The sequence below is a fragment of the Tabrizicola sp. genome (assembly GCF_031377265.1).
Classification (GTDB): Bacteria; Pseudomonadota; Alphaproteobacteria; order Rhodobacterales; family Rhodobacteraceae; genus JAUYQR01.
In genome coordinates this window covers 1-18,769 of sequence record NZ_JANMET010000243.1, presented here as the reverse complement: position 1 = coordinate 18,769, position 18,769 = coordinate 1, and the positions used below count along the sequence as shown (strand labels likewise).

Here is an 18,769-nt window from a genome sequence, read left to right as displayed (position 1 = left end):
CATCCCGACGACCTCGAAGCCGATCTCGGTGGCGGCGATGCGGGCGGCTGCCATGACGTGGCTTGCATCGCCGAAGATGTAGACGCGCTTGCCGGTGAGGTAGGTTGAGTCGACGCTCGCCGACCACCAGGGCAGGCGCAGGCCGGATTCATCCACTTTCGCAGAGAGGCCCGTTATCGCGCTGACTTCATGCAGGAAATCGCGCGTGGCGCCAACACCGATCGGCACCACTTTGGTCCACGGTTGGCCGCAGGTCTTTTCCAGATAGCGGGCGGCAGCTTCGCCGGTTTCGGGGTAGAGAAGGACGTTGAAATGTGCGGCCCCCATACGGGTGATGTCGTTCGGGGTCGCCCCCAGCGGCGCGCAGACGTTGACGGCGATGCCCATCAGGCCCAGCAGTTTTGTGACTTCGGCCACGTCGTCGCGGTGCCGGAACCCAAGGCCGGTCGCGCCCAGGAGGTTGCAGGTGATGGCATCGGTGCGGGACATCGGCTTGGCCAGCGCGCGCACGATCTGCAGGAACGTCTCATCCGCGCCAAAGTTTTCCTTGCGCTGATAGCTTGGCAGATCCAGCGGGATCACCGGGATCGGCAGGCCAAGGGCCTGGGCCAGCCCGCCTGGATCGTCCTGGATGAGTTCAGCCGTGCAGGAGGCGCCGACGATCATCGCCTGCGGCTTGAACCGCGCGTAAGCCTCGCGGGCCGCATCCTTGAAGAGGTTTGCCGTGTCACCACCCAGATCGCGGGCCTGAAACGTGGTGTAGGTGACCGGCGGGCGGTGATTGCGCCGTTCGATCATCGTGAACAGAAGATCGGCATAGGTGTCGCCCTGCGGCGCGTGCAGCACGTAATGCAGGCCCTTCATCCCGGTGGCGACGCGCATCGCGCCCACGTGGGTCGGGCCTTCGTATGTCCAGAGGGTCAGCTTCATGGCTGGCCTCCGGGGCGCTGCCCCGGACCCCGGGATATTTGTGGACAGATGAAATCACGGATCATTCGGCAGCCTCCGGCGACAGGAGGGCTTTGCGGCGCAAGGGGCGGGCGAACAGGGCGGCAAGGTCGCCGGCCTGTTCGTAGAAATGCACCGGGGTGAAGACGAGCTCAATGGCCCAGTGGGTGGACGGCCCTTCGGCTTCCAGCGGGTTGGCGAGGCCGAGGCCGCAGACGGTGAGGTCGGGACGCGCGGCGCGGACGCGGTCAAGCTGCAGGTCGACGTCCTGGCCTTCGGAAATGGTCGGGCCCTCGGCAAGAAGGTCGAGGTCCGGGCCGACGATGCCGGTTTGCAGATAAGGGGTGCCGACCTCGATGGCCGTCATGCCGCATTCGCGGGTCAGGAAGCGGGCGAGGGGGATTTCCAGCTGGCTGTCGGGGAAGAAGAACACCGACTTGCCGGACAGGGTTGTCGCGGCGGCGGCGATGGCCTTCTGCGCACGGGCGCGCGGGGCGGCGGTGACCGCCTCAAAAAGCGTGCGGTCGACGCCGAATTCGTCGGCTATCGCGCGGAGCCAGGCAGTGGTGCCTTCCTCGCCGAAGGGGAAGGGGGCGGGGATGTGCCGCGCGCCGCGCCGGGTCAGGGCGGCATGAGTATCGCCGAGGAAGGGTTGCACGAGGGCGAAAACAGTGTTCGCGCCCACCGACGGCAGATCGACGGAACGGTGCGCTGGCAGGGTGCGGGTGACCGGGATGCCGAGGGATTTCAGGAGGCTGAGGGCTTGATCCTCGACCACATCGGGCAGCGCACCGACGATCAGCAGTTCGCGCTTGTCTGTGTCAGGGAGGGAGGGGACCATTGCGGCGAGGCAGGCATCCTCGCCTTGGGTGAAAGTTGTCTCGATGCCGGACCCGGAATAGTTGTAGACGCGGACATGAGGTGCGTGCTGGCCGTTCAGCCGTTCGGCGGCGCGGGCGAGGTCAAGCTTGATCACCTCGGAGGGGCAGGAGCCGACGAGAAAAAGTTGGCGGATGTCGGGGCGGCGGGCCAGAAGGCGGGCCACTTCACGGTCAAGTTCGACATTGGCATCGGCCAGACCCGCCAGATCCTTCTCTTCGAGAATCGCCGTGCCAAAGCGCGGTTCGGCAAAGATCATCACGCCAGCGGCCGATTGCAGCAGATGCGCGCAGGTGCGGCTGCCCACCACAAGGAAGAAGGCGTCCTGCATCTTGCGGTGGAGCCAGATGATGCCGGTCAGGCCGCAGAACACCTCGCGTTGGCCGCGCTGTTTGAGCACAGGGGTGTCGCGGCAACCGGTTGCGGGCAGATCGAGGCTCATGCTGCCACCTGCGTATCAAGCCGCGCAAGGCGCAGTTTCCAGATGAACTGACCGGCGTTGACGACATAGGTTGCGTAGGCAGCCAGCGCCACGAACATCAGCTGATGCGGCGTGAGAAAGCCGGTCCACAGCGCCCAAAGATACAGCGTATGCAAGGCGATGACGGCGAAACTGAAGACGTCTTCCCAAAAGAAGGCGGGGGCGAACAGATACTGGCCAAACACCACTTTTTCCCAGATCGCCCCAGTGACCATGATCACGTAGAGAAAGCCGGTCTTGACCAGGATGGAGATGGTAGCGGCCTCGTAGCCATTTCCGATGAGAAGGAAATGCAACACCAGAACCAGCGACACCGCAAAAGCCACAAACTGCGCCGGGGCAAGCAACCCCTGCACCAACGTCCAGCGTGTCGCGTCGCGGCGGGCACGCTGTTCCGCGGTGTAGAGCCGCTTGCGTGGTGTGGTGTTGCGGGGGGCTGTCATGCGTTGGCGGCCCTTTCATCGGTTCCATTTGCCTGATCAAGCCTAGCCAGACGACAGCAAGTGTCAACTAAAACTTACAACATTTCATCGAGCTATTTTGCGGGCAGACATGCCGATGCTGCCTGCTTGGTGGGCGTATCTGCCTATTTTAAAGGGGGAATCGGCCTGAATTGGCGGATCGTCGCACCATGGCGACCCAAAACTGTCAATTTGCTTTGACAATGCTTTCGCCATCGCAGAAATTGCGCAGCATAGCCGTGCGGGTCTTCGCGCGAGTCTATACAGCGGGCGAGACGCGAAATTGTTTGCGCCGCAGTTGATTTTGTCGAGGAGGCGGAATGCGCGACGGCCAGCATGATCCTGGGGTGCGAGCGGGCGGCAAAGACGTGTCGCGCGTGGCCAGCAATGTGCTGGTGCGCCTTGCGGATCGGGATGGCCGGGCGAAGCGGGTTATCAACCGGGCGGTACTGGAGAAATTGAACGTGGCCGTGCAAGGCCCGGTGGATGGCGCGCTGCAGGCGCTGCTGCCCGAGTTGCGGCGCAGCCGGGTGTCGGGGGCCGATCTTTGCGATATCTATTTCCCACAGATCGCGAGAGACCTTGGCGTTGCTTGGGAAATGGACCAGATTTCCTTTGCTTCGCTGAGCATTGCTGTGGCGCGGATGCAGGCGTTTCTGCGGGTTTCAGGTAGCGAGTGGGCCAGTGACGCCGGTAAGGAAACGCGGGTCGGCACGCTGCTGCTGATCATACCCGAGGGCGAGCAGCATACCTTGGGTGCGATCACGCTGCTGGGCCAGTTGCGGCGTCACGGCGTTTCTGTGTGCCTGCGGATTGCACCTGACCATGCGGAACTGCGCTTGCTGCTGAGCCAGCGGTTGTTCAATGGCGCGATGGTGTCCATCGGCTCGCTGGATCGGCTTGCGGCGGGGTGTGATCTGGTGCGCATCCTGAGGCGGGAACCGCGCCGGGCTTTGCGCGTTGTGGTTGGTGGCGCAGTGTTGTTCCACGATGTGGACGTGCTGGCGGCGACGGGCGCGGATTGCGTGACAAATGATTTGACGGTCGCTTTGACTGCTCTCGGCCTTGGCTCGGCGCAGGTTGGGCTGGAGTTGCGGAATGGCTGACTGTGGCGGGTGCTTTGCCGGACGGAGCACCGTAGATCCAGGGAGGTTCATCCTGACTGCGATGACCCGAAACACAGGGCGCGGATTTGCGCCGGATCGGCAGGCACGCAAGTGACAACCGATGGCCGCCATTTGTTGAGCGCGGGCAGATTGCCCATGATCGACCGCGATCTCATGACAGAAATCGTGGCCTCTGCCTCTGATATCGTGTTGCTGGTGGCACCGTCGCGGCGGATCGTCTCGGTGTTGGTCAACCCGCAGCACCGGTCTTTCGGGCAGCTGACTGATTGGGAAGGCGCCAAACTGTTCGACATCCTGACCGAGGAAAGCCAGCGCAAGTTCGACCTGCGGGTGGCCGATATCGGCAACAAGTCGCGCGGGCCGCTGTCGGTGGAACTGAACCATGTCAGCGCGCAGACCTGGGATTTCCCGGTGCGGTATTCGCTGCATCAGATCAACGCCGAAGGTTCGATCCTGATGCTGGGGCGCGATTTGCGCCCGATTGCCGAAGTGCAGCAGCAGTTGGTTGCCGCACAACTGGCGCTGGAACGCGATTATGAGGCGCAGCGCGACATCGACACGCGTTACCGCGTGCTGCTGGAGATGACGCGCGACCCGGTCTTCCTGGTGTCGATGTCGACGGGCCGGATTACTGATGTGAACCCGGCTGCGGCGCTGATACTGGGCGGGTCGCGGGTCGACCTGATCGGGGCCGCCGTCGCGCAGGAATTTGACGGCCGCAGGCGCGGAGAGTTTCTGGAAAGCATGGCCAACATGGCCGGCATGGAAACGGCAGCGCCGGTGGAACTGACGGCGCGGCGATCGCAGCGCCGGGTGATGCTGACGCCGACGCTGTTCCGGGCGGCGGGGGAACGGTTCCTGCTGTGCCAGATCGACGTGCCCGAAACCGCGGCGCCGCCGATGGACGATTTGGCGGAACAGCTGTCGCGGCTGTATCATGAAGGCGTCGATGGCATCGTGTTTGCCGATGCCGAGGGGGTGATCCGGGCGGCGAACGAGGCGTTCCTGAACCTGACCGACGCTGCCAGCATTTCGGCGGTGCGCGGGAAATCCATTGCGGATTATCTGGCACGTGGGGCGGTGGATCTGCGCCTGCTTTTGGACAATGTGAAGCGTACCGGGCAGTTGCGGCTGTACGCAACGCGCCTGACGACGGATTATTCTGGCCAGATTGCAGTGGAAATTTCGGCCAGCTGGCTGAATGACCGGCCCAATCCGGTGCTGGTGCTGGTGGTGCGCGATGCAAGCCGCGCAGATTCGCTGCGCCGGTCGGGCCCGGGCGCGCAGGATGATAGTTCGCGGTCGGTGATGGAGCTGGTGGGGTCATCGACCCTGAAGGACATTGTGGCCGAAACCACCGATGTGATCGAGAAGATGTGCATCGAGACGGCGTTGGAGCTGACGCGCAACAATCGGGTTGCGGCGGCGGATATGCTGAGCCTGTCGCGGCAATCGCTGTATGTGAAGCTGCGCAAATACGGGCTGATCAACAAAGACAGCGAGTAGCCTCGGTTCCAGACGCCTGTCGCGGGTGACGTCCCTTAAGGGGTACGAGATGGGCGTTATGGTACGCCATGCGTTGATGTCGGACGTGCCGGGCATGGTTGAGGCCCTGCTAAGGGATGCCGACCAAAAGTCGACGCTGAATCCGGCGCTGTGGGTGGTTAGGAAGGACGCTGCCGCGCAAGTCGAGGCCGCGCTGACCTTTACGCTGGATGCGCAGACGCAGCCCGTCCGCCAACGATGGATTGTTGCCAAAGCGGGCGGCGCGATTGTGGGGCTTGTCCATTCGATGCGGCTGCCGGTCCCGCCGATCTATGCGGGCAGGTGGGGCGATCCGGGGCTGCTGCTTGGGGATTCGCTTATCGTCCCAGATGCGCCGGCTGGCACTGCCGAAGCGCTGATCACTGCTGCGGAGGCCGATCTGCGGGACGCGGGGGCGAGACTGCTGCTTGCGGCGGCGGTCGCGGGCCACGACTGGCTGTCGGGATTTGCGGGCCATCGATACGCGGCGCTGACGCTGTATCTTGGAAAGTCGGGGTTCACGAGCGCACCCAATCACAACGGGGTAAGGCCCGCTGAAGCGAGCGACCTTGCCGCCATCGTGCGCCTGAGTAGCGAGAACCGGCACACTCTTGCAGAGATCGACGAATTCTGGACCGCGCATCCTGATGCAGACGCGAGGTTTGGGACCTGGATGAAGCGAAGTCTTGGGCTGGCGGACAGGGACATGCTGGTTGATGCCGATGCAAACGGCCTTGGCGGATATGTCATCGCGCAACCCGCAGCGCAGCTGCATTTCCCGACCGCGCATGACATCACCAAAACCGTGGTGGTTGACGACTGCTATCACCAGCAGTTTGCCAACGTGTCGGCCGTGAGCAAAGCGCAGCGTGCACAGCGGCTGTTACGTTGGGCTGAGGGCGCATTCGCGCGGCGGGGCATCCGGGCAGCGCTGGTTGTCTGTCCGGCGAAATGGCCGTCAAAAATCGCTGTGCTGCGGGATATGGGGTATGAGACGGCGATGGTCTGGATGATCAAGCGATAGAGCGTGGCAACTGGCTATTGAAGGGGCAGGCGCTGAATAGCTTTCGGTTCCGCGAAAACATCCACCGCGACGTTCCGCCCCTTGCCCGACTCTGAGTTGTCATGTTTACTTGACACATGAGCGTCAGTGAAAGCATACAGCCCCGCCAATATCCCCAGCCGCGCGCCATGCTGCGGCTGATAAAGCCGATCACCTGGTTCCCACCAATCTGGGCCTATCTCTGCGGGTCGGTATCGGCCGGGGTGCCACTTTCCGGGCAGTGGCCGCTGGTCATTCTGGGGATGGTGCTGGCCGGACCGATTGTCTGCGGCATGTCCCAGGCCGCGAATGATTGGTGCGACCGGCATGTCGATGCGGTGAATGAACCCGACAGGCCAATCCCGTCCGGGCGGATACCGGGGCGCTGGGGCTTGTGGATCGCGCTGGTGATGACGGTGTTGTCGCTGGCGGTGGGTTGGCTGCTGGGGCCGTGGGGGTTTGGTGCGACTGTGGTCGGCGTGATCGCCGCCTGGGCCTATTCGGCCGAACCGGTCCGGCTGAAACGGTCGGGCTGGTGGGGGCCGGGGTTGGTGGGCCTGTCCTATGAGGGGTTGCCGTGGTTCACCGGGGCGGCTGTGCTGTTGGCCGGGCCGCCGAGGTTTGAGATCGTGGTGATCGCACTTCTGTACGCGTTTGGTGCGCACGGCATCATGACGCTGAATGATTTCAAGGCGTTGGAGGGTGATCGCCAGCATGGTGTGCGGTCCTTGCCAGTGGTGCTGGGGCCCGAGGTTGCCGCCAAGATTGCCTGCACGGTGATGGGAATGGCGCAGGCGCTGGTCGTGGTTCTGCTGGTGATCTTTGGCAAGCCCTGGCACGGGCTGGCGGTGTTAGCGCTGCTGCTGGTGCAGGTTGCCGCGATGCGGGTTCTGTTCCGCGACCCGAAGGGCAAGGCGCCTTGGTACAACGGCACGGGGGTCGTGCTCTATGTGACTGGCATGATGATTTCCGCCTTTGCGCTCAGGGGGTTGGTATGACCTTGAACTGGCTGCAGATCGCGCGGCTTGGGCTGGTGCAGCTGTGCATCGGGGCGGTGGTGGTGTTGACCACATCGACACTGAACCGGCTGATGGTGGTGGAACTGGCATTGCCGGCGATGCTGTCCGGCGCACTGGTGGCGCTGCATTCGTTTGTGCAGATCACCAGACCAAGCTGGGGGTTCTGGTCTGATGCAAGGGGCAACCGGACGCGCTTTATCATCGGGGGCATGGCGATCCTGTCGCTGGGGGCGTTTCTGGCGTCTGTTGCGGTGGCGTTGGGGATTGCGGGGCAGGGTGCCGGGCTGGTGCTGTCGCTTCTGGCCTATGTGCTGATCGGGATTGGCGCGGGGGCCTGTGGCACTGCACTGCTGGCATTGCTGGCCACGGCCACGCATCCGAGGCGGCGGGCAGCGGCGGCGACGATCACCTGGCTGATGATGATCTTCGGGATTGCGGTCACCTCAGGGGTGATTGGCGCGCTGCTTGATCCCTATAGCCCGGCGCGGTTGCTGGTGATCGTTGCGGTGGTGACGCTGGGGGCCGTGCTGCTGACCACGCTGGCGATCTGGGGGATCGAGGCGCGCGTGATGGCCGAACGGGAACCCGATGCAACGCCCCTGTGGCAGGGCTTGGGCGAGGTGTGGGCCGAGCGCAAGTCGCGGGTGTTCACCATCTTCATCTTTCTGTCGATGTCGGCGTTTTTCCTGCAGGAGCTGATCCTGGAACCCTATGCCGGGCTGGTGTTCGGCTTTTCCCCCGGCCAGTCGACCGGGTTGTCGGGCGCGCAGCATGGCGGGATGTTCGTGGGCATGCTGGCGGTGGGCATTGCGGTTTCGGGGTTCCGTTTGGGCACATTGAAGCTGTGGGTCACGGCGGGATGCGTGGGTTCGGCGGTCTGTCTGGCGGGGATCGCGGCGCTGGGCCAGATGGGGATCGGGCTTTTGGTACCGGCAGTTGCGGTGCTGGGCCTGTTCAACGGCATGTTTGCCATCGCCTCGATCGGCGCGATGATGCAGCTGGCAGGCGAAGGACGCGCCGGGCGGGAAGGCACGCGGATGGGCGTCTGGGGGGCGAGCCAGGCCATCGCACAGGGGTTGGGCGGGTTTGCGGGGGCCGCTTTTGTTGATGTGCTGCGGATGCGCGCTGATGCGCCGATGGCGTTCGGGGCAGTGTTTGTGTTTGAGGCGGCGCTGTTTCTGGCAGCGGCCGTGATGGCTTGGCGGATCATCGACGGGGGCACCTTGCGCCGCGTCGCCACACACATGGTTCCGGGGGAATGACAATGGATTTTGACGTGTTTGTGGTGGGGGGCGGACCATCGGGCGCTACGGCTGCATGGGACCTTGCCCGCGAGGGGCGTTCGGTCGCGATGCTGGACCGGGCCGGACGGATCAAGCCCTGCGGCGGGGCGATCCCGCCGCGCGCGATCAAGGATTTCGACATTCCCGATCATCTGTTGGTGGCCAAGGTGGAAACCGCGCGGATGATTTCGCCCACCGGCCGGTCGGTCGACATCCACATCGAGAACGGCTTTGTCGGCATGGTTGACCGCGAGGATTTCGACGAATTCCTGCGCTTGCGGGCGGTGAAGGAAGGGGCGGTGCGGCTGACCGGCACCTACCTGCGGATCGAGCGCGACGCCGATGGCAGCCATGTCATCTGGCGCGACAAGGCGACCGGCGAGGAGCGGCGCACCAAAACGCGGCTGATCATCGGGGCGGATGGCGCGCGGTCACTGGTGGCGCGTGACAACGTGCCGGGGGGCGACAAGATCCCCTACGTGATCGCCTACCACGAGATTGTCCGCGCCCCGGCTGCCAACAAATCCTACGATCCAAAGCGTTGCGATGTGGTCTATGACGGGCGTATCTCGCCTGATTTCTATGGCTGGGTGTTTCCGCATGGCGACACTGCATCAATCGGGATGGGAAGCGGTATTGACGGGGTGGACCTGAAGCAAGCGACCGCCGATCTGCGCGCCTCAAGCGGGTTGACCGATTGCGAAACCATCCGCCGGGAAGGCGCGCCGATCCCGCTGCACCCGCTCGACTGTTGGGACAATGCCCGCGATGTGGTTCTGGCCGGCGATGCCGCAGGGGTGGTGGCACCGTCATCGGGCGAAGGCATCTATTACGCGATGGTCGGGGGCAGGGTTGCGGGTGCTGCGGCGCACGCGTTTCTGCAATCCGGGAAGGTGCGCGATTTGCGGCTGGCGCGAAAGCTGTTCATGAAAGAGCACAAGACCGTGTTCAAGGTTTTGCGGTCGATGCAGGACGCCTATTACAAAAGCGATGAGCGGCGGGAGCGGTTTGTCAGCCTGTGCCACGACAAGGATGTGCAGACGCTGACATTCGAAGCTTACATGAACAAGAAGCTGGTGGCGGCGCGGCCTCTGGCCCATATCAAGATCGGTCTGAAGAATCTGGCGCATCTCACGCGGCTGGTGGCACCGAATTGGACATGAAAATGGTTGCAACGGGAAGTGAGGAAATGATCCCGGCTTGGGTCGACGGGCGCTTGACGCCAGTGGGCAAGCTGGCGGTGCATCAGCGCGGCCTGCGTCACAAGGCAGTGTCGGTGTTCGTGACCGAAGGCTCGCGCGTGCTGATCCAGCAGCGCGCCTTGGGCAAATATCACACCCCGGGGCTGTGGGCGAACACCTGCTGCACGCATCCGCGTTGGGACGAAGACCCCGCCGCCTGCGCCGTGCGCCGGATGCGCGAAGAGTTGGGGATCACTGGCTTGTTCCCCGCCTTTGCCGACCGGGTGGAATACCGCGCCGATGTGGGCTCAGGGCTGATTGAGCATGAGTTGGTCGATATCTTCGTGGCCGAGGCGCAACCGGGCCTGAAGCTGGAGCCGAACCCCGACGAGGTGGCCGATGTGCGCTGGGTCGATCTTTACGATCTTTCCGCCGAGGTGCTGCGCAACCCCGACAGGTTCACACCATGGGTGCGGATCTACATGACCGAACATATGGACCGGATTTTCGGGACCAGGATGCTGGCGCTGCGTTAAGCGGCGCGCGTGGCAATCCAGTCTTTGATCAGGGCCGCAAGTCTGGGGCCTGCCTCTTCATGCGACAGATGGCCGAGCTTTGGCAGTTCCAGATAACTTGCGTTCCCCAGCAGCGCCGCTGCATCGCGCGATACGCGGGGGGGCACCACCTTGTCACCTGTGCTGGCGATCAGCAGGGTTGGCGTGGTCAGGCTGGGGGCTTGCGCCGTCAGCGTATCCAGCTTCCATTGCGCCATCATGCCAAGGGTGCCGTCGACATGGGCCGCGTCCTGAACCAGCGTGATGTATTGCGCGAGGCCAGCCTCATCCGGCGGTGATCCGGTCGAGGTGAGCAGGCGGCGCACCGTCGGTGCGTTGCCCCACAGCCGGCTGACAAAGCGCGGCACAAAGGGGGTCACCGACAGTACCCGCGCCAGCAGCGGGAACAACACCCCGGCTGCCCCCTCGAAACTGCCCAAGGCGGCGTTGATGCCGATGATGCCCTGCAGCGGCATCAGCGTGGACAGCCGCAGGGCCAGGGCGGCGCCGGCGGAATGGCCAATGACGAATTTTGGCGCCCAGCCCTCGTGGTCGATCAGGCGGGCGATGTCTTCGGCCATCTCATCGATGCCAAGCCGGCCCTTGTTGCCAGCCCGGGTAAAGCCCTGACCGGGAAGGTCGGGAACAAGGCAGCGATGATCGGTAAACTCCGGGATCAGGTTGCGGAAACTGTGCGCCGACCCGCCCGCGCCGTGCAGCAGCAGGATATCGGGGCCATCGCCAACCTCGAACACGCACCAGTCATGCGGACGCACGCGCGCCATGCGGGACTGCGCGCGGTTTGGCCAGTTGGCGGGCATCCGCGCGTAATCCACGATCAGCCCCCCAGCGCCGCTTCGAGCACCGAGGACAGGCGGTGCGCATCGGCGCGGGGCAGTGCGAGGTACGGCGCATCCATCTGTTTTGCCAGCGCTTTCAGGCCAGGCTGCGGGCGGTTTGCGGTATCGATCACCAAGGCCGGTGTCATGGTGGCGCGGATCAGGCGGGCGAATTGCAGGGCGTCCGCCTCGGCCTGTTCGCGGTTGGCGCTGCCATCGAGGGCGATGTTGCCGCGCCCGTCGGTCAGGATGGCGATGGTCGGGGTAAGGCCGCGGGCGCGGGCCTGTTGCGCGGTGGCCATCGCAAGCTTCAGTCCCGAGGCAAGCGGTGTGCCGCCACCGCCGGGCAGGCCTGCAAGGCGGCGTTTGGTTTGCACCAGGCTGCGGGTCGGGGGCAGGATCAGTTCGGCTTGCGCACCGCGAAACGCCAACAACGCCACATGATCGCGGCGGGAATAGGCGGCGGCGAGCAGCAGTTCAATAGCTCCCTTCGCCTCGGCCAGACGGGCGAAAGCGGCAGAACCGGAGGCATCGACCGCAAAGATCAAGACGCGGTCGGAGGTTTCGATGAACCGCTTCAGCCTGATGTCCGCGGGGCGCACCAGAAGGACGGCGTCGGGCCTGTCAGCCTGTTTGCGGCGCAGCGGTTGCCAGGGCGCTGCGGCGCGCAGGGTGGCGACAAGATCGAGCCGCGCGCCGGTGCCAAGCCGCCCGGGGCGCGAGGGCAGCGGGCGGCCGCGCCGGTTGCCGGACTTGGCCGCACCGGTGCCGGTGGCACCTTTCACCGCGCGCGCGGCACGGCCTGCGGCAAGGCGGGCCAGCAGGTCTGCGGGCAGGGCGGCGCGGGCGGCCTCGACCAGCAATTCCTCGGGCAGGGACTGGGTTTCGCTCTGGCCTTCGGTCGGTTGGTCGGGTTGGTCTGGTGGCGGTTCGGGCTGTGGCTGGTCGGGCTGTGGCTGGTCGGGGAGGTCGGAAACGGGCAGGGCGCGGTGGCCATAGATCAGGTCGGCAGCGATCAGAAGGTCGGCCTCGGTCACCTTGTGGCGGGCGGCAAGGGCAGCGGCTGCACGGGCGGCGGCCAGCGCCAGTTGCGGCGCGCGCAGCGAGGTGATGCCAAGTTCGGCAGCGGCACGCGTCAGGCGGGCGGCGCTGTCTGGCGTGATCTTGACGCAGGGCAGCATCGTGCGGGCGGCGGCGATGGCGTCTGCGTCAAGCACGATGGGGGCGGTGTCGGACCACGGCTGATCGCCAAGGTCGAGGAACAGCCCGATGCGATCCGCCAGCGCCGGGGCGAGGGTTTCATCCGGGTCGGCGGTTTCGTCCAGCGCAATCAGGCTGTGCCCAGGCGTGTCCAGCGCTGCCGCCAGACGCGCAGCAAGACCGGGCGGGCAGCGTTCGGCCATGGCAAGAATGAGCAGGGCTGGCGTGGCGAAAAGGCCTTGTGTCAGAACCGGGCGGCCGATGGCGAGGGTCGCCGAGAGGTCAAGTCCGCCAAACAGCGCGTCATCGCCGATGGTTGGGTGCAGGCGTTTCGCAGGCAACGGGATTGCGGCAATGGCGGCGGTGATATGGTCGCGCACCGGGCCAGCGCGGGCGCGCAGCCACAACCCCTTGAGGCCAGCCGGATCGACAGCCAGCAGGGTCAGCGCGGTTTGGGCACGGGCCCAGGGCGTGTCAGGTTCGGCTATGGCAGAACCTCCGTCAGGCAGCGGGCGACCCGGGCGCCGGACCCGGCCTCATCCAGCGGATCGCGACGGAGGCGGTGCGACAGGGCCATGGCCGCCACCGCGCGCAGGTGCGGGCGCTTGACGGCATCCGCACCTTCGTGGGCTGCAAGGGCACGGGCGGCGCGCAGCAGGGTGAGTTCGCCGCGCAACCCGTCAGAGCCGAGTGCTATGCAAAGTGCGGCGCAGTCGTGCAGCACGGTGTTGGGGGTTTTCAGTTTGGGAAGGGCGTCGCGGGCGGTGAGAATCCGGGTGCGCAGTGCTGCGTCCTGCGGCCGCCAGACCTTCATGAACTTGGTGTAGTGGTTCTCATAATCATCGCGGCGGCGGATCACCTCGACCCGTGTGGCAATGTCGCGCGGGCTGGTGACTTCAACCGAAAGCCCGAACCGGTCAAGCAGTTGCGGGCGCAACTCGCCCTCCTCGGGGTTGCCGGAGCCGACCAGCACAAAGCGGGCGGCGTGGCGGATCGACAGGCCCTCGCGCTCTACCACGTTCTCGCCGGATTGGGCGACGTCGAGGAGGAGGTCGACGATATGATCCTCCAGCAGGTTGACTTCGTCGATGTAGAGATAGCCGCGGTTGGCGCGGGCAAGCAGGCCGGGTTCGAACGCCTTTTCGCCGCGTGTAAGCGCACGCTCGATATCCAGCGCGCCGACGACGCGGTCTTCGGTAACGCCAAGCGGCAGGTCGACGACGGGGGTGGGTTTGCGGATCAGCCGGGTGGAGGTGACATGCGCCCAGTCCGGGCAAAGCTCAGGGTGGGGCGAGTTTACCGGGCAGCCCTCAACCGCCTCGATCTCGGGCAGCAAGGCTGCCAGCGCGCGCACGGCGGTGGATTTGCCGGTGCCCCGATCACCGAACACCAGCACGCCGCCGATGCCCGGGTCGATGGCGGTGAGGACCATGGCAAGTTTCATCGCCTCTTGCCCGACGATGGCGGAAAAGGGGAAGGGCTGCCGTGGGGTCGATGTCATGGGAGCGGGCTTTCGGTCGGTCATGAGGCTTTGACGGTAAGGGGAAGGGGCGATTGGCCGTTCCATTGCCCGACGGCACCCAGAACGCGAAACCGGGCGTAGAGCTCGTCGGTAAACCAGCCTTCGTCACGCACGGCCTTGATGGCGCGGCCATGCGGGCCGTCACCGCGGGCGAAATGGGCCATGGTTTCGGTATCGGGCCAGACAGAAAAGGTGATCTGGTGCAACAGCGGAACTTCGCCGATGCCGATCTTGAACATCACGTTGGGATCTTGGCCGATCACGGCGGAGATGTCGGGCACGCGGTTCCAGAACCGCAGCGCGCGGTTCGGCTTCACCGTCGCGCGGGTCAGGACAGCAAGTGGGCCTGCGGGGGCTTGCGGGTCGGTTTCGGGCACGAAAGGATTGACGCCGGACCATGACCCGCGCGCCGACAGCGGTGTCAGAAAGATGGAACAGGATTCAGTCGCGCGTCCCGCCCAGCGTTGCCAGACCGGGCTGGTGACGGTGCGGGCGCGGGCGGTCGCTTCGTCCGGCCAGACCGCAAGGATTGCCCAGACGCCCCGGTTCGGGCGTGGGGTGAAACCTTCGCCGGTGCCCGATCCGCACAGTTTCCAGAACAGGGCCTTGGATTCGTGGCGCAGTGCAAACCGGGCAGCCCCCATCTGGCCGATGACCCAAAGACGGGGGCCAAGGCCATCGAACCGAAACAGGCTAAGGCTGGCGGTCGGCATGGCTCTCCTTCCCGAAGTGTAAACGGACTCTTACACCTTACGCCCGAGAGGGAAAGTGGAAATGGCCTATTTTGCCGCAGCATGAGCGATATTGTAAATTAAACTGGACACTCTATTATCGCTCATATGACACAAAGTTCCCAGATTCCCCCACCCATCGGTTCTCCCTCTGACGGCAATCGCGCCATCGTTGTTGGCGCGGGTCTGGGGGGACTTGCTTCGGCAATGCGGCTGGGGGCCAAGGGGTATCGGGTGACGGTGATCGACCGGTTGGACCGGGCCGGTGGGCGTGGGTCGTCGATCACCCAAGGTGGGCATCGGTTCGACCTTGGGCCGACGATTGTGACTGTGCCGCAGATCTTGCGGGAATTGTGGGCCGTCTGCGGGCGCGACTTTGACGCCGATGTGACGCTGAAGCCGATGGACCCGTTCTACGAGATCCGGTTTCAGGATGGCGAAAGCTTTACCATGCGCGGCGATGCGGCGGCGATGCGGGCCGAGGTGGCGCGGATCTCGCCTTCGGATGTGGGCGGCTATGCGAAGTTTCTGAAGGACGCGACGGCGCGCTATCAGTTCGGCTTTGAAGACCTTGGTCGGCGGCCGATGAACAAGCTGTGGGACCTGATCAAGGTCTTGCCAAAGTTCGCCTGGTACCGCGCCGACAAGTCGGTCTACGCGCATGCGGCGGCGCGGGTAAAGGATGAACATCTGCGCTTTGCGCTGTCGTTCCACCCTTTGTTCATTGGTGGCGATCCGTTCCGGGTGACGTCGATGTATGCGCTGGTCAGCCATCTGGAAGCGGCCTTTGGCGTGCATTACGCGATGGGCGGAGTGCAGGCGATTGCCGATGCGATGGCCGATGTGATCACCGCGCAGGGCGGTGAGGTGGTCTACAACACCGAGGTCGACGAGGTTGTCATCGCCGGTGGCCACGCGGCTGGGGTGCGGCTGGTTTCGGGCGAAACACTTCCTGCCGATGTGGTGGTCTCCAACGCCGATGCCGGGCATACCTATGATCGGCTGTTGCGCAACGCCCCGAAACGGCGCTGGACACCGGCCAAGCTGCGCCGGCAGCGTTGGTCGATGGGGCTCTATGTCTGGTATTTCGGCACCAGTGGCACCCGAGAGATGTGGAAAGACGTGGGGCACCATTCCATCGTCGTCGGCCCCCGCTACCGCGAGCATATCAAGGATATCTTCATTCGCGGCAAGCTGGCGGATGACATGAGCCTGTATGTGCACCGCCCCTCAGTGACCGATCCGTCGGTGGCGCCCGAAGGCGCGGACACCTTTTATGTCCTCAGCCCGGTGCCGCATCTGGGGCACGGCGGCGTGGACTGGGCCGAGGAGGAGCCGAAGTACCGCGCCAAGATGGCCGCGATGCTGGAAGAGCGGCTGATCCCGGGGTTCCAGAAGCACCTGACCGAAAGTCTGGTCTTCACGCCCGACACGTTTCGCGACCGATATCTTTCGCCCAATGGGTCAGGCTTTTCGATCGAGCCGCGCATCCTGCAATCGGCGTGGTTCCGGCCGCATAACGTCAGCGAGGAGTTGCCGGGGTTGTATCTGACGGGTGCAGGCACGCATCCCGGAGCGGGCGTGCCGGGGGTGATCGGCACGGCAGAGGTGCTGGGCAAACTGGTGCCGGACGCGCCGGTGCGTTGGAGGGCCGCAGACCTGCGGTTGGCCGCCGAATGATCGCCGCCGCCGATATGGAGGCCTGCCGCGCGGCGATCCGCACCGGCAGTTTGTCGTTTCATGCGGCCTCGCGCCTGTTGCCCGTGGCGGTGCGCGACCCGGCGTTGGCGCTCTATGCGTTCTGCCGTCTGGCGGATGACGCGGTGGACGAAGGCGATGACAAGACCGGTGCAGTCTTGCGGCTGCGCGACCGGTTGGACCGGGTCTACGCAGGCCGCCCGGTAAACGCGGCAGCCGACAGGGCCTTTGCGGCAGTGGTCGAGGGTTTCGAGATGCCGCGCGCCCTGCCGGATGCGCTGTTGGAGGGCATGGCCTGGGATGCGGTCGGGCGGCGCTATGATGACCTTTCGGGCGTGCTGGCCTATTCGGCGCGGGTGGCGGCGGCGGTGGGGGCAATGATGTGCGTCCTGATGCGCGTGCGCGAGGCAGATGCGCTGGCGCGGGCCTGTGATCTGGGCCTTGCGATGCAGCTGACGAATATCGCCCGCGATGTGGGCGAAGACGCGCGGGCCGGGCGGGTGTACTTGCCGCTGTCCTGGCTTGAGGAAGAGGGTGTCGCGTTGGCGCCTTGGCTGGCCGATCCGGTGGCCGACCCAGGCGTGCGCCGCGTGGTCAAGCGGCTTCTGGCGCAGGCAGCGCGGCTGTACCAACGGTCGGAGGCGGGGGTGGCGGCGCTGCCCGTGGGGTGCCGGCCGGGGATCTTTGCAGCGCGGCTGATCTATGACGGCATCGGCGGTGCGGTGCGCCGGACGGGGTGGGATTCGGTGGGCGCACGGGCGCGCACGACCAAGGTACAGAAGATTGGCTGGCTCGGGTTGGCAATGGCGCGGTCGGCCGTGGTCACGGTCATGCCACGCGACGCCGTGCTGCATGCCCCACCGGTGCCCGAAGCGGCGTTCCTTGTGCAGGCCGCAGCGCGGGCGGCCCCGAACCGCGGGCGCAGCGACGCGCTTTTGGGGGTGCTGGCGCAGCTGGAGGCGCGCGACCGGGGGGTCTCAGCCTAAGTGGTTGGCGCGGACTTTGGGATCGGTTAGGGTCCGGGCTATGGATATCTATCTGTTTGGCACTTACCTTCTGGCCTGCGGGGCTGCGGCCACGACAGGCGCGATGTTTTCGCCCGGCACGTGGTATGAGGCGCTGAAGAAACCCACATGGACCCCGCCGAACTGGCTGTTCCCGGTGGCCTGGACCACGCTGTATCTGTTGATGGCGGCGGCGGCGGCGCGGGCTTCGGCGGTGGAGGGGGCGGGGTTTGGGCTGGCGTTATGGTCGGTGCAGATCGCGTTCAATACCTTGTGGACGCCGATCTTTTTCGGGCTGAGGCGGCTGCGCGCGGCGATGGGGGTGATGGTCGGGCTGTGGCTGTCGGTGGCGGCGACGACGGTGGCGTTTTTCGGGTTGGACCTGTGGGCGGGTCTGATGTTCGTGCCTTATCTGGTCTGGGTCAGCGTCGCTGGGGCATTGAATTTCTGGGTGATGCGCAACAATCCGGAAGTGCCTGCCTGAGGCTTGTCCACGCGTGGACAGCTGAGCCAACCCAATGAAATCAGTGGGTTGGCTATCTCCGTTTTACCAAACCTTAACCTTTGTCAGCCCACCAGCATGCGCTGATGCACCTGGTCGGCAAGCTTGCCGCCATCCGGATCGAGGCCGGTTTTCAGCCGGGTGAACGTCTCGCCCCATTGCGAGGTGCGGGTGCGGATCGGTGGCTTTTCCGTCGCGATCGTGGCCATCACCACCTCGGCCACCTCGTCCGGGGTCTGGAAGGTGCTGCCGGTGCCTTGGCGAGCTTGGGCAATGCGGATGTAGGCCTGAAGGATCGGGCGGTACTCGTCGTCGAGGATGCCGCCGGTGGACTGGATCTGCTTTAGCGCGCTGGCCGCAAACTCGGATGAGATGCCGCCCGGTTCGACGATGGTGAAATTGATCCCGAAGGCTTGGGTGACGTAAGTCGCCATCGCCTCGATGAAGCCTTCGACGGCGAATTTGGCGCCGCAGTACAGCTCGTTGAACGGCTGGCCGACAAGGCCGCCGACCGAGGATATGGTCACCACATGACCGCTGCGCGCCTGGCGCATGTGGGGCAGCACCGCCTTGGTGCAGCGCACCACGCCCATGTAGTTGAGATCGGTGACCCAGGCGATTTCGTCCATCGTTGCCTGTTCGAGGCTGCGCACGAAACCGGCCCCGGCGTTGTTGACCAGAACGTCGATCCGGCCTTCGCGGGCGATCACGTCAGCCACGGCAGCGCTGATGCTGGCATCGTCTTGCACATCCAGTTGCAGAACCGTCAGCGGC

The 18,769-nt window shown here is 65.0% G+C and carries 18 protein-coding genes; 10 read left to right on the top strand and 8 right to left on the bottom strand.

Annotation, left to right across the window (positions count from 1 at the left end):
- From RMO18_RS14100 to bchF, 3 genes are all read right to left on the bottom strand, one after another.
- A partial coding sequence (locus tag RMO18_RS14100) for a nitrogenase component 1 (protein ID WP_309666725.1) occupies window positions 1–930 on the bottom strand: 930 nt, incomplete at its 3' end.
- A gap of 61 nt (window positions 931–991) precedes the next feature.
- Complete coding sequence (locus RMO18_RS14095; RefSeq protein ID WP_309666723.1) at window positions 992–2,269, bottom strand: ferredoxin:protochlorophyllide reductase (ATP-dependent) subunit N; 1,278 nt, start codon at window positions 2,267–2,269, stop codon at window positions 992–994.
- Entirely contained in the window at window positions 2,266–2,751 is a 486-nt protein-coding gene (gene bchF / locus RMO18_RS14090) for a 2-vinyl bacteriochlorophyllide hydratase (protein ID WP_309666721.1), read from the bottom strand. Before bchF ends, RMO18_RS14095 begins: the two co-directional genes overlap by 4 nt.
- 338 nt (window positions 2,752–3,089) lie before the next feature.
- On the opposite strand from bchF, the gene RMO18_RS14085 reads away from it, so the two are divergent.
- The 7 genes from RMO18_RS14085 (at window position 3,090) to idi (ending at window position 10,481) form a co-directional block, all read left to right on the top strand.
- A complete protein-coding gene (locus RMO18_RS14085; protein ID WP_309666719.1) occupies window positions 3,090–3,875 on the top strand; it encodes a hypothetical protein in 786 nt (261 codons plus the stop codon).
- Window positions 3,876–4,007: 132 nt separating this feature from the next.
- Complete coding sequence (gene ppsR / locus RMO18_RS14080; protein WP_405054080.1) at window positions 4,008–5,402, top strand: transcriptional regulator PpsR; 1,395 nt, start codon at window positions 4,008–4,010, stop codon at window positions 5,400–5,402.
- A gap of 49 nt (window positions 5,403–5,451) precedes the next feature.
- A complete protein-coding gene (locus RMO18_RS14075; protein WP_309666716.1) occupies window positions 5,452–6,444 on the top strand; it encodes a hypothetical protein in 993 nt (330 codons plus the stop codon).
- A 116-nt stretch (window positions 6,445–6,560) separates the two neighbouring features.
- Window positions 6,561–7,460 carry a chlorophyll synthase ChlG gene (gene chlG / locus RMO18_RS14070; RefSeq protein WP_309666715.1) on the top strand — a complete coding sequence of 300 codons (900 nt, stop codon included), beginning with the start codon at window positions 6,561–6,563 and terminating at the stop codon, window positions 7,458–7,460.
- A complete protein-coding gene (locus RMO18_RS14065) occupies window positions 7,457–8,743 on the top strand; it encodes a BCD family MFS transporter (RefSeq protein ID WP_309666714.1) in 1,287 nt (428 codons plus the stop codon). The genes chlG and RMO18_RS14065 overlap by 4 nt, the downstream gene beginning before the upstream one ends.
- 2 nt (window positions 8,744–8,745) lie before the next feature.
- On the top strand, window positions 8,746–9,927 hold the full coding sequence (locus RMO18_RS14060; protein ID WP_309666729.1) for a geranylgeranyl diphosphate reductase: 1,182 nt from the start codon (window positions 8,746–8,748) through the stop codon (window positions 9,925–9,927).
- Window positions 9,928–9,953: 26 nt separating this feature from the next.
- The gene (gene idi, locus RMO18_RS14055) at window positions 9,954–10,481 is read left to right on the top strand and encodes an isopentenyl-diphosphate Delta-isomerase (RefSeq protein ID WP_309666713.1); all 528 of its coding nucleotides are present in this window, start codon (window positions 9,954–9,956) and stop codon (window positions 10,479–10,481) included.
- On the opposite strand, the gene bchO is transcribed toward idi, so the two are convergent.
- Genes bchO through crtA form a run of 4 tightly spaced genes read right to left on the bottom strand, consistent with a single transcriptional unit; the run spans window position 10,478 to window position 14,773 of the window.
- Window positions 10,478–11,320, bottom strand: a complete 843-nt coding sequence (bchO, locus tag RMO18_RS14050; RefSeq protein WP_309666727.1) for an alpha/beta fold hydrolase BchO — start codon at window positions 11,318–11,320, stop codon at window positions 10,478–10,480. The genes idi and bchO overlap by 4 nt on opposite strands.
- Window positions 11,321–11,337: 17 nt before the next feature.
- Window positions 11,338–13,026 (bottom strand): magnesium chelatase subunit D, encoded by a 1,689-nt coding sequence (locus tag RMO18_RS14045; RefSeq protein WP_309666726.1) that lies wholly within the window; start codon window positions 13,024–13,026, stop codon window positions 11,338–11,340.
- Window positions 13,023–14,039 (bottom strand): magnesium chelatase ATPase subunit I, encoded by a 1,017-nt coding sequence (bchI, locus tag RMO18_RS14040; protein ID WP_309666712.1) that lies wholly within the window; start codon window positions 14,037–14,039, stop codon window positions 13,023–13,025. The genes RMO18_RS14045 and bchI overlap by 4 nt, the downstream gene beginning before the upstream one ends.
- A gap of 20 nt (window positions 14,040–14,059) precedes the next feature.
- Entirely contained in the window at window positions 14,060–14,773 is a 714-nt protein-coding gene (gene crtA, locus RMO18_RS14035; RefSeq protein ID WP_309666711.1) for a spheroidene monooxygenase, read from the bottom strand.
- Between the two features lie 126 nt (window positions 14,774–14,899).
- On the opposite strand from crtA, the gene RMO18_RS14030 reads away from it, so the two are divergent.
- Genes RMO18_RS14030 through RMO18_RS14020 form a run of 3 tightly spaced genes read left to right on the top strand, consistent with a single transcriptional unit; the run spans window position 14,900 to window position 17,977 of the window.
- Window positions 14,900–16,471, top strand: a complete 1,572-nt coding sequence (locus tag RMO18_RS14030; protein WP_309666710.1) for a phytoene desaturase — start codon at window positions 14,900–14,902, stop codon at window positions 16,469–16,471.
- Entirely contained in the window at window positions 16,468–17,475 is a 1,008-nt protein-coding gene (gene crtB, locus RMO18_RS14025) for a 15-cis-phytoene synthase (protein ID WP_309666708.1), read from the top strand. Before RMO18_RS14030 ends, crtB begins: the two co-directional genes overlap by 4 nt.
- 40 nt (window positions 17,476–17,515) lie before the next feature.
- Window positions 17,516–17,977 (top strand): tryptophan-rich sensory protein TspO, encoded by a 462-nt coding sequence (locus tag RMO18_RS14020; RefSeq protein WP_309666706.1) that lies wholly within the window; start codon window positions 17,516–17,518, stop codon window positions 17,975–17,977.
- An 83-nt stretch (window positions 17,978–18,060) separates the two neighbouring features.
- On the opposite strand, the gene RMO18_RS14015 is transcribed toward RMO18_RS14020, so the two are convergent.
- Window positions 18,061–18,769: SDR family NAD(P)-dependent oxidoreductase (locus tag RMO18_RS14015; RefSeq protein WP_309666705.1), on the bottom strand; the 709-nt coding region annotated here is incomplete at its 5' end.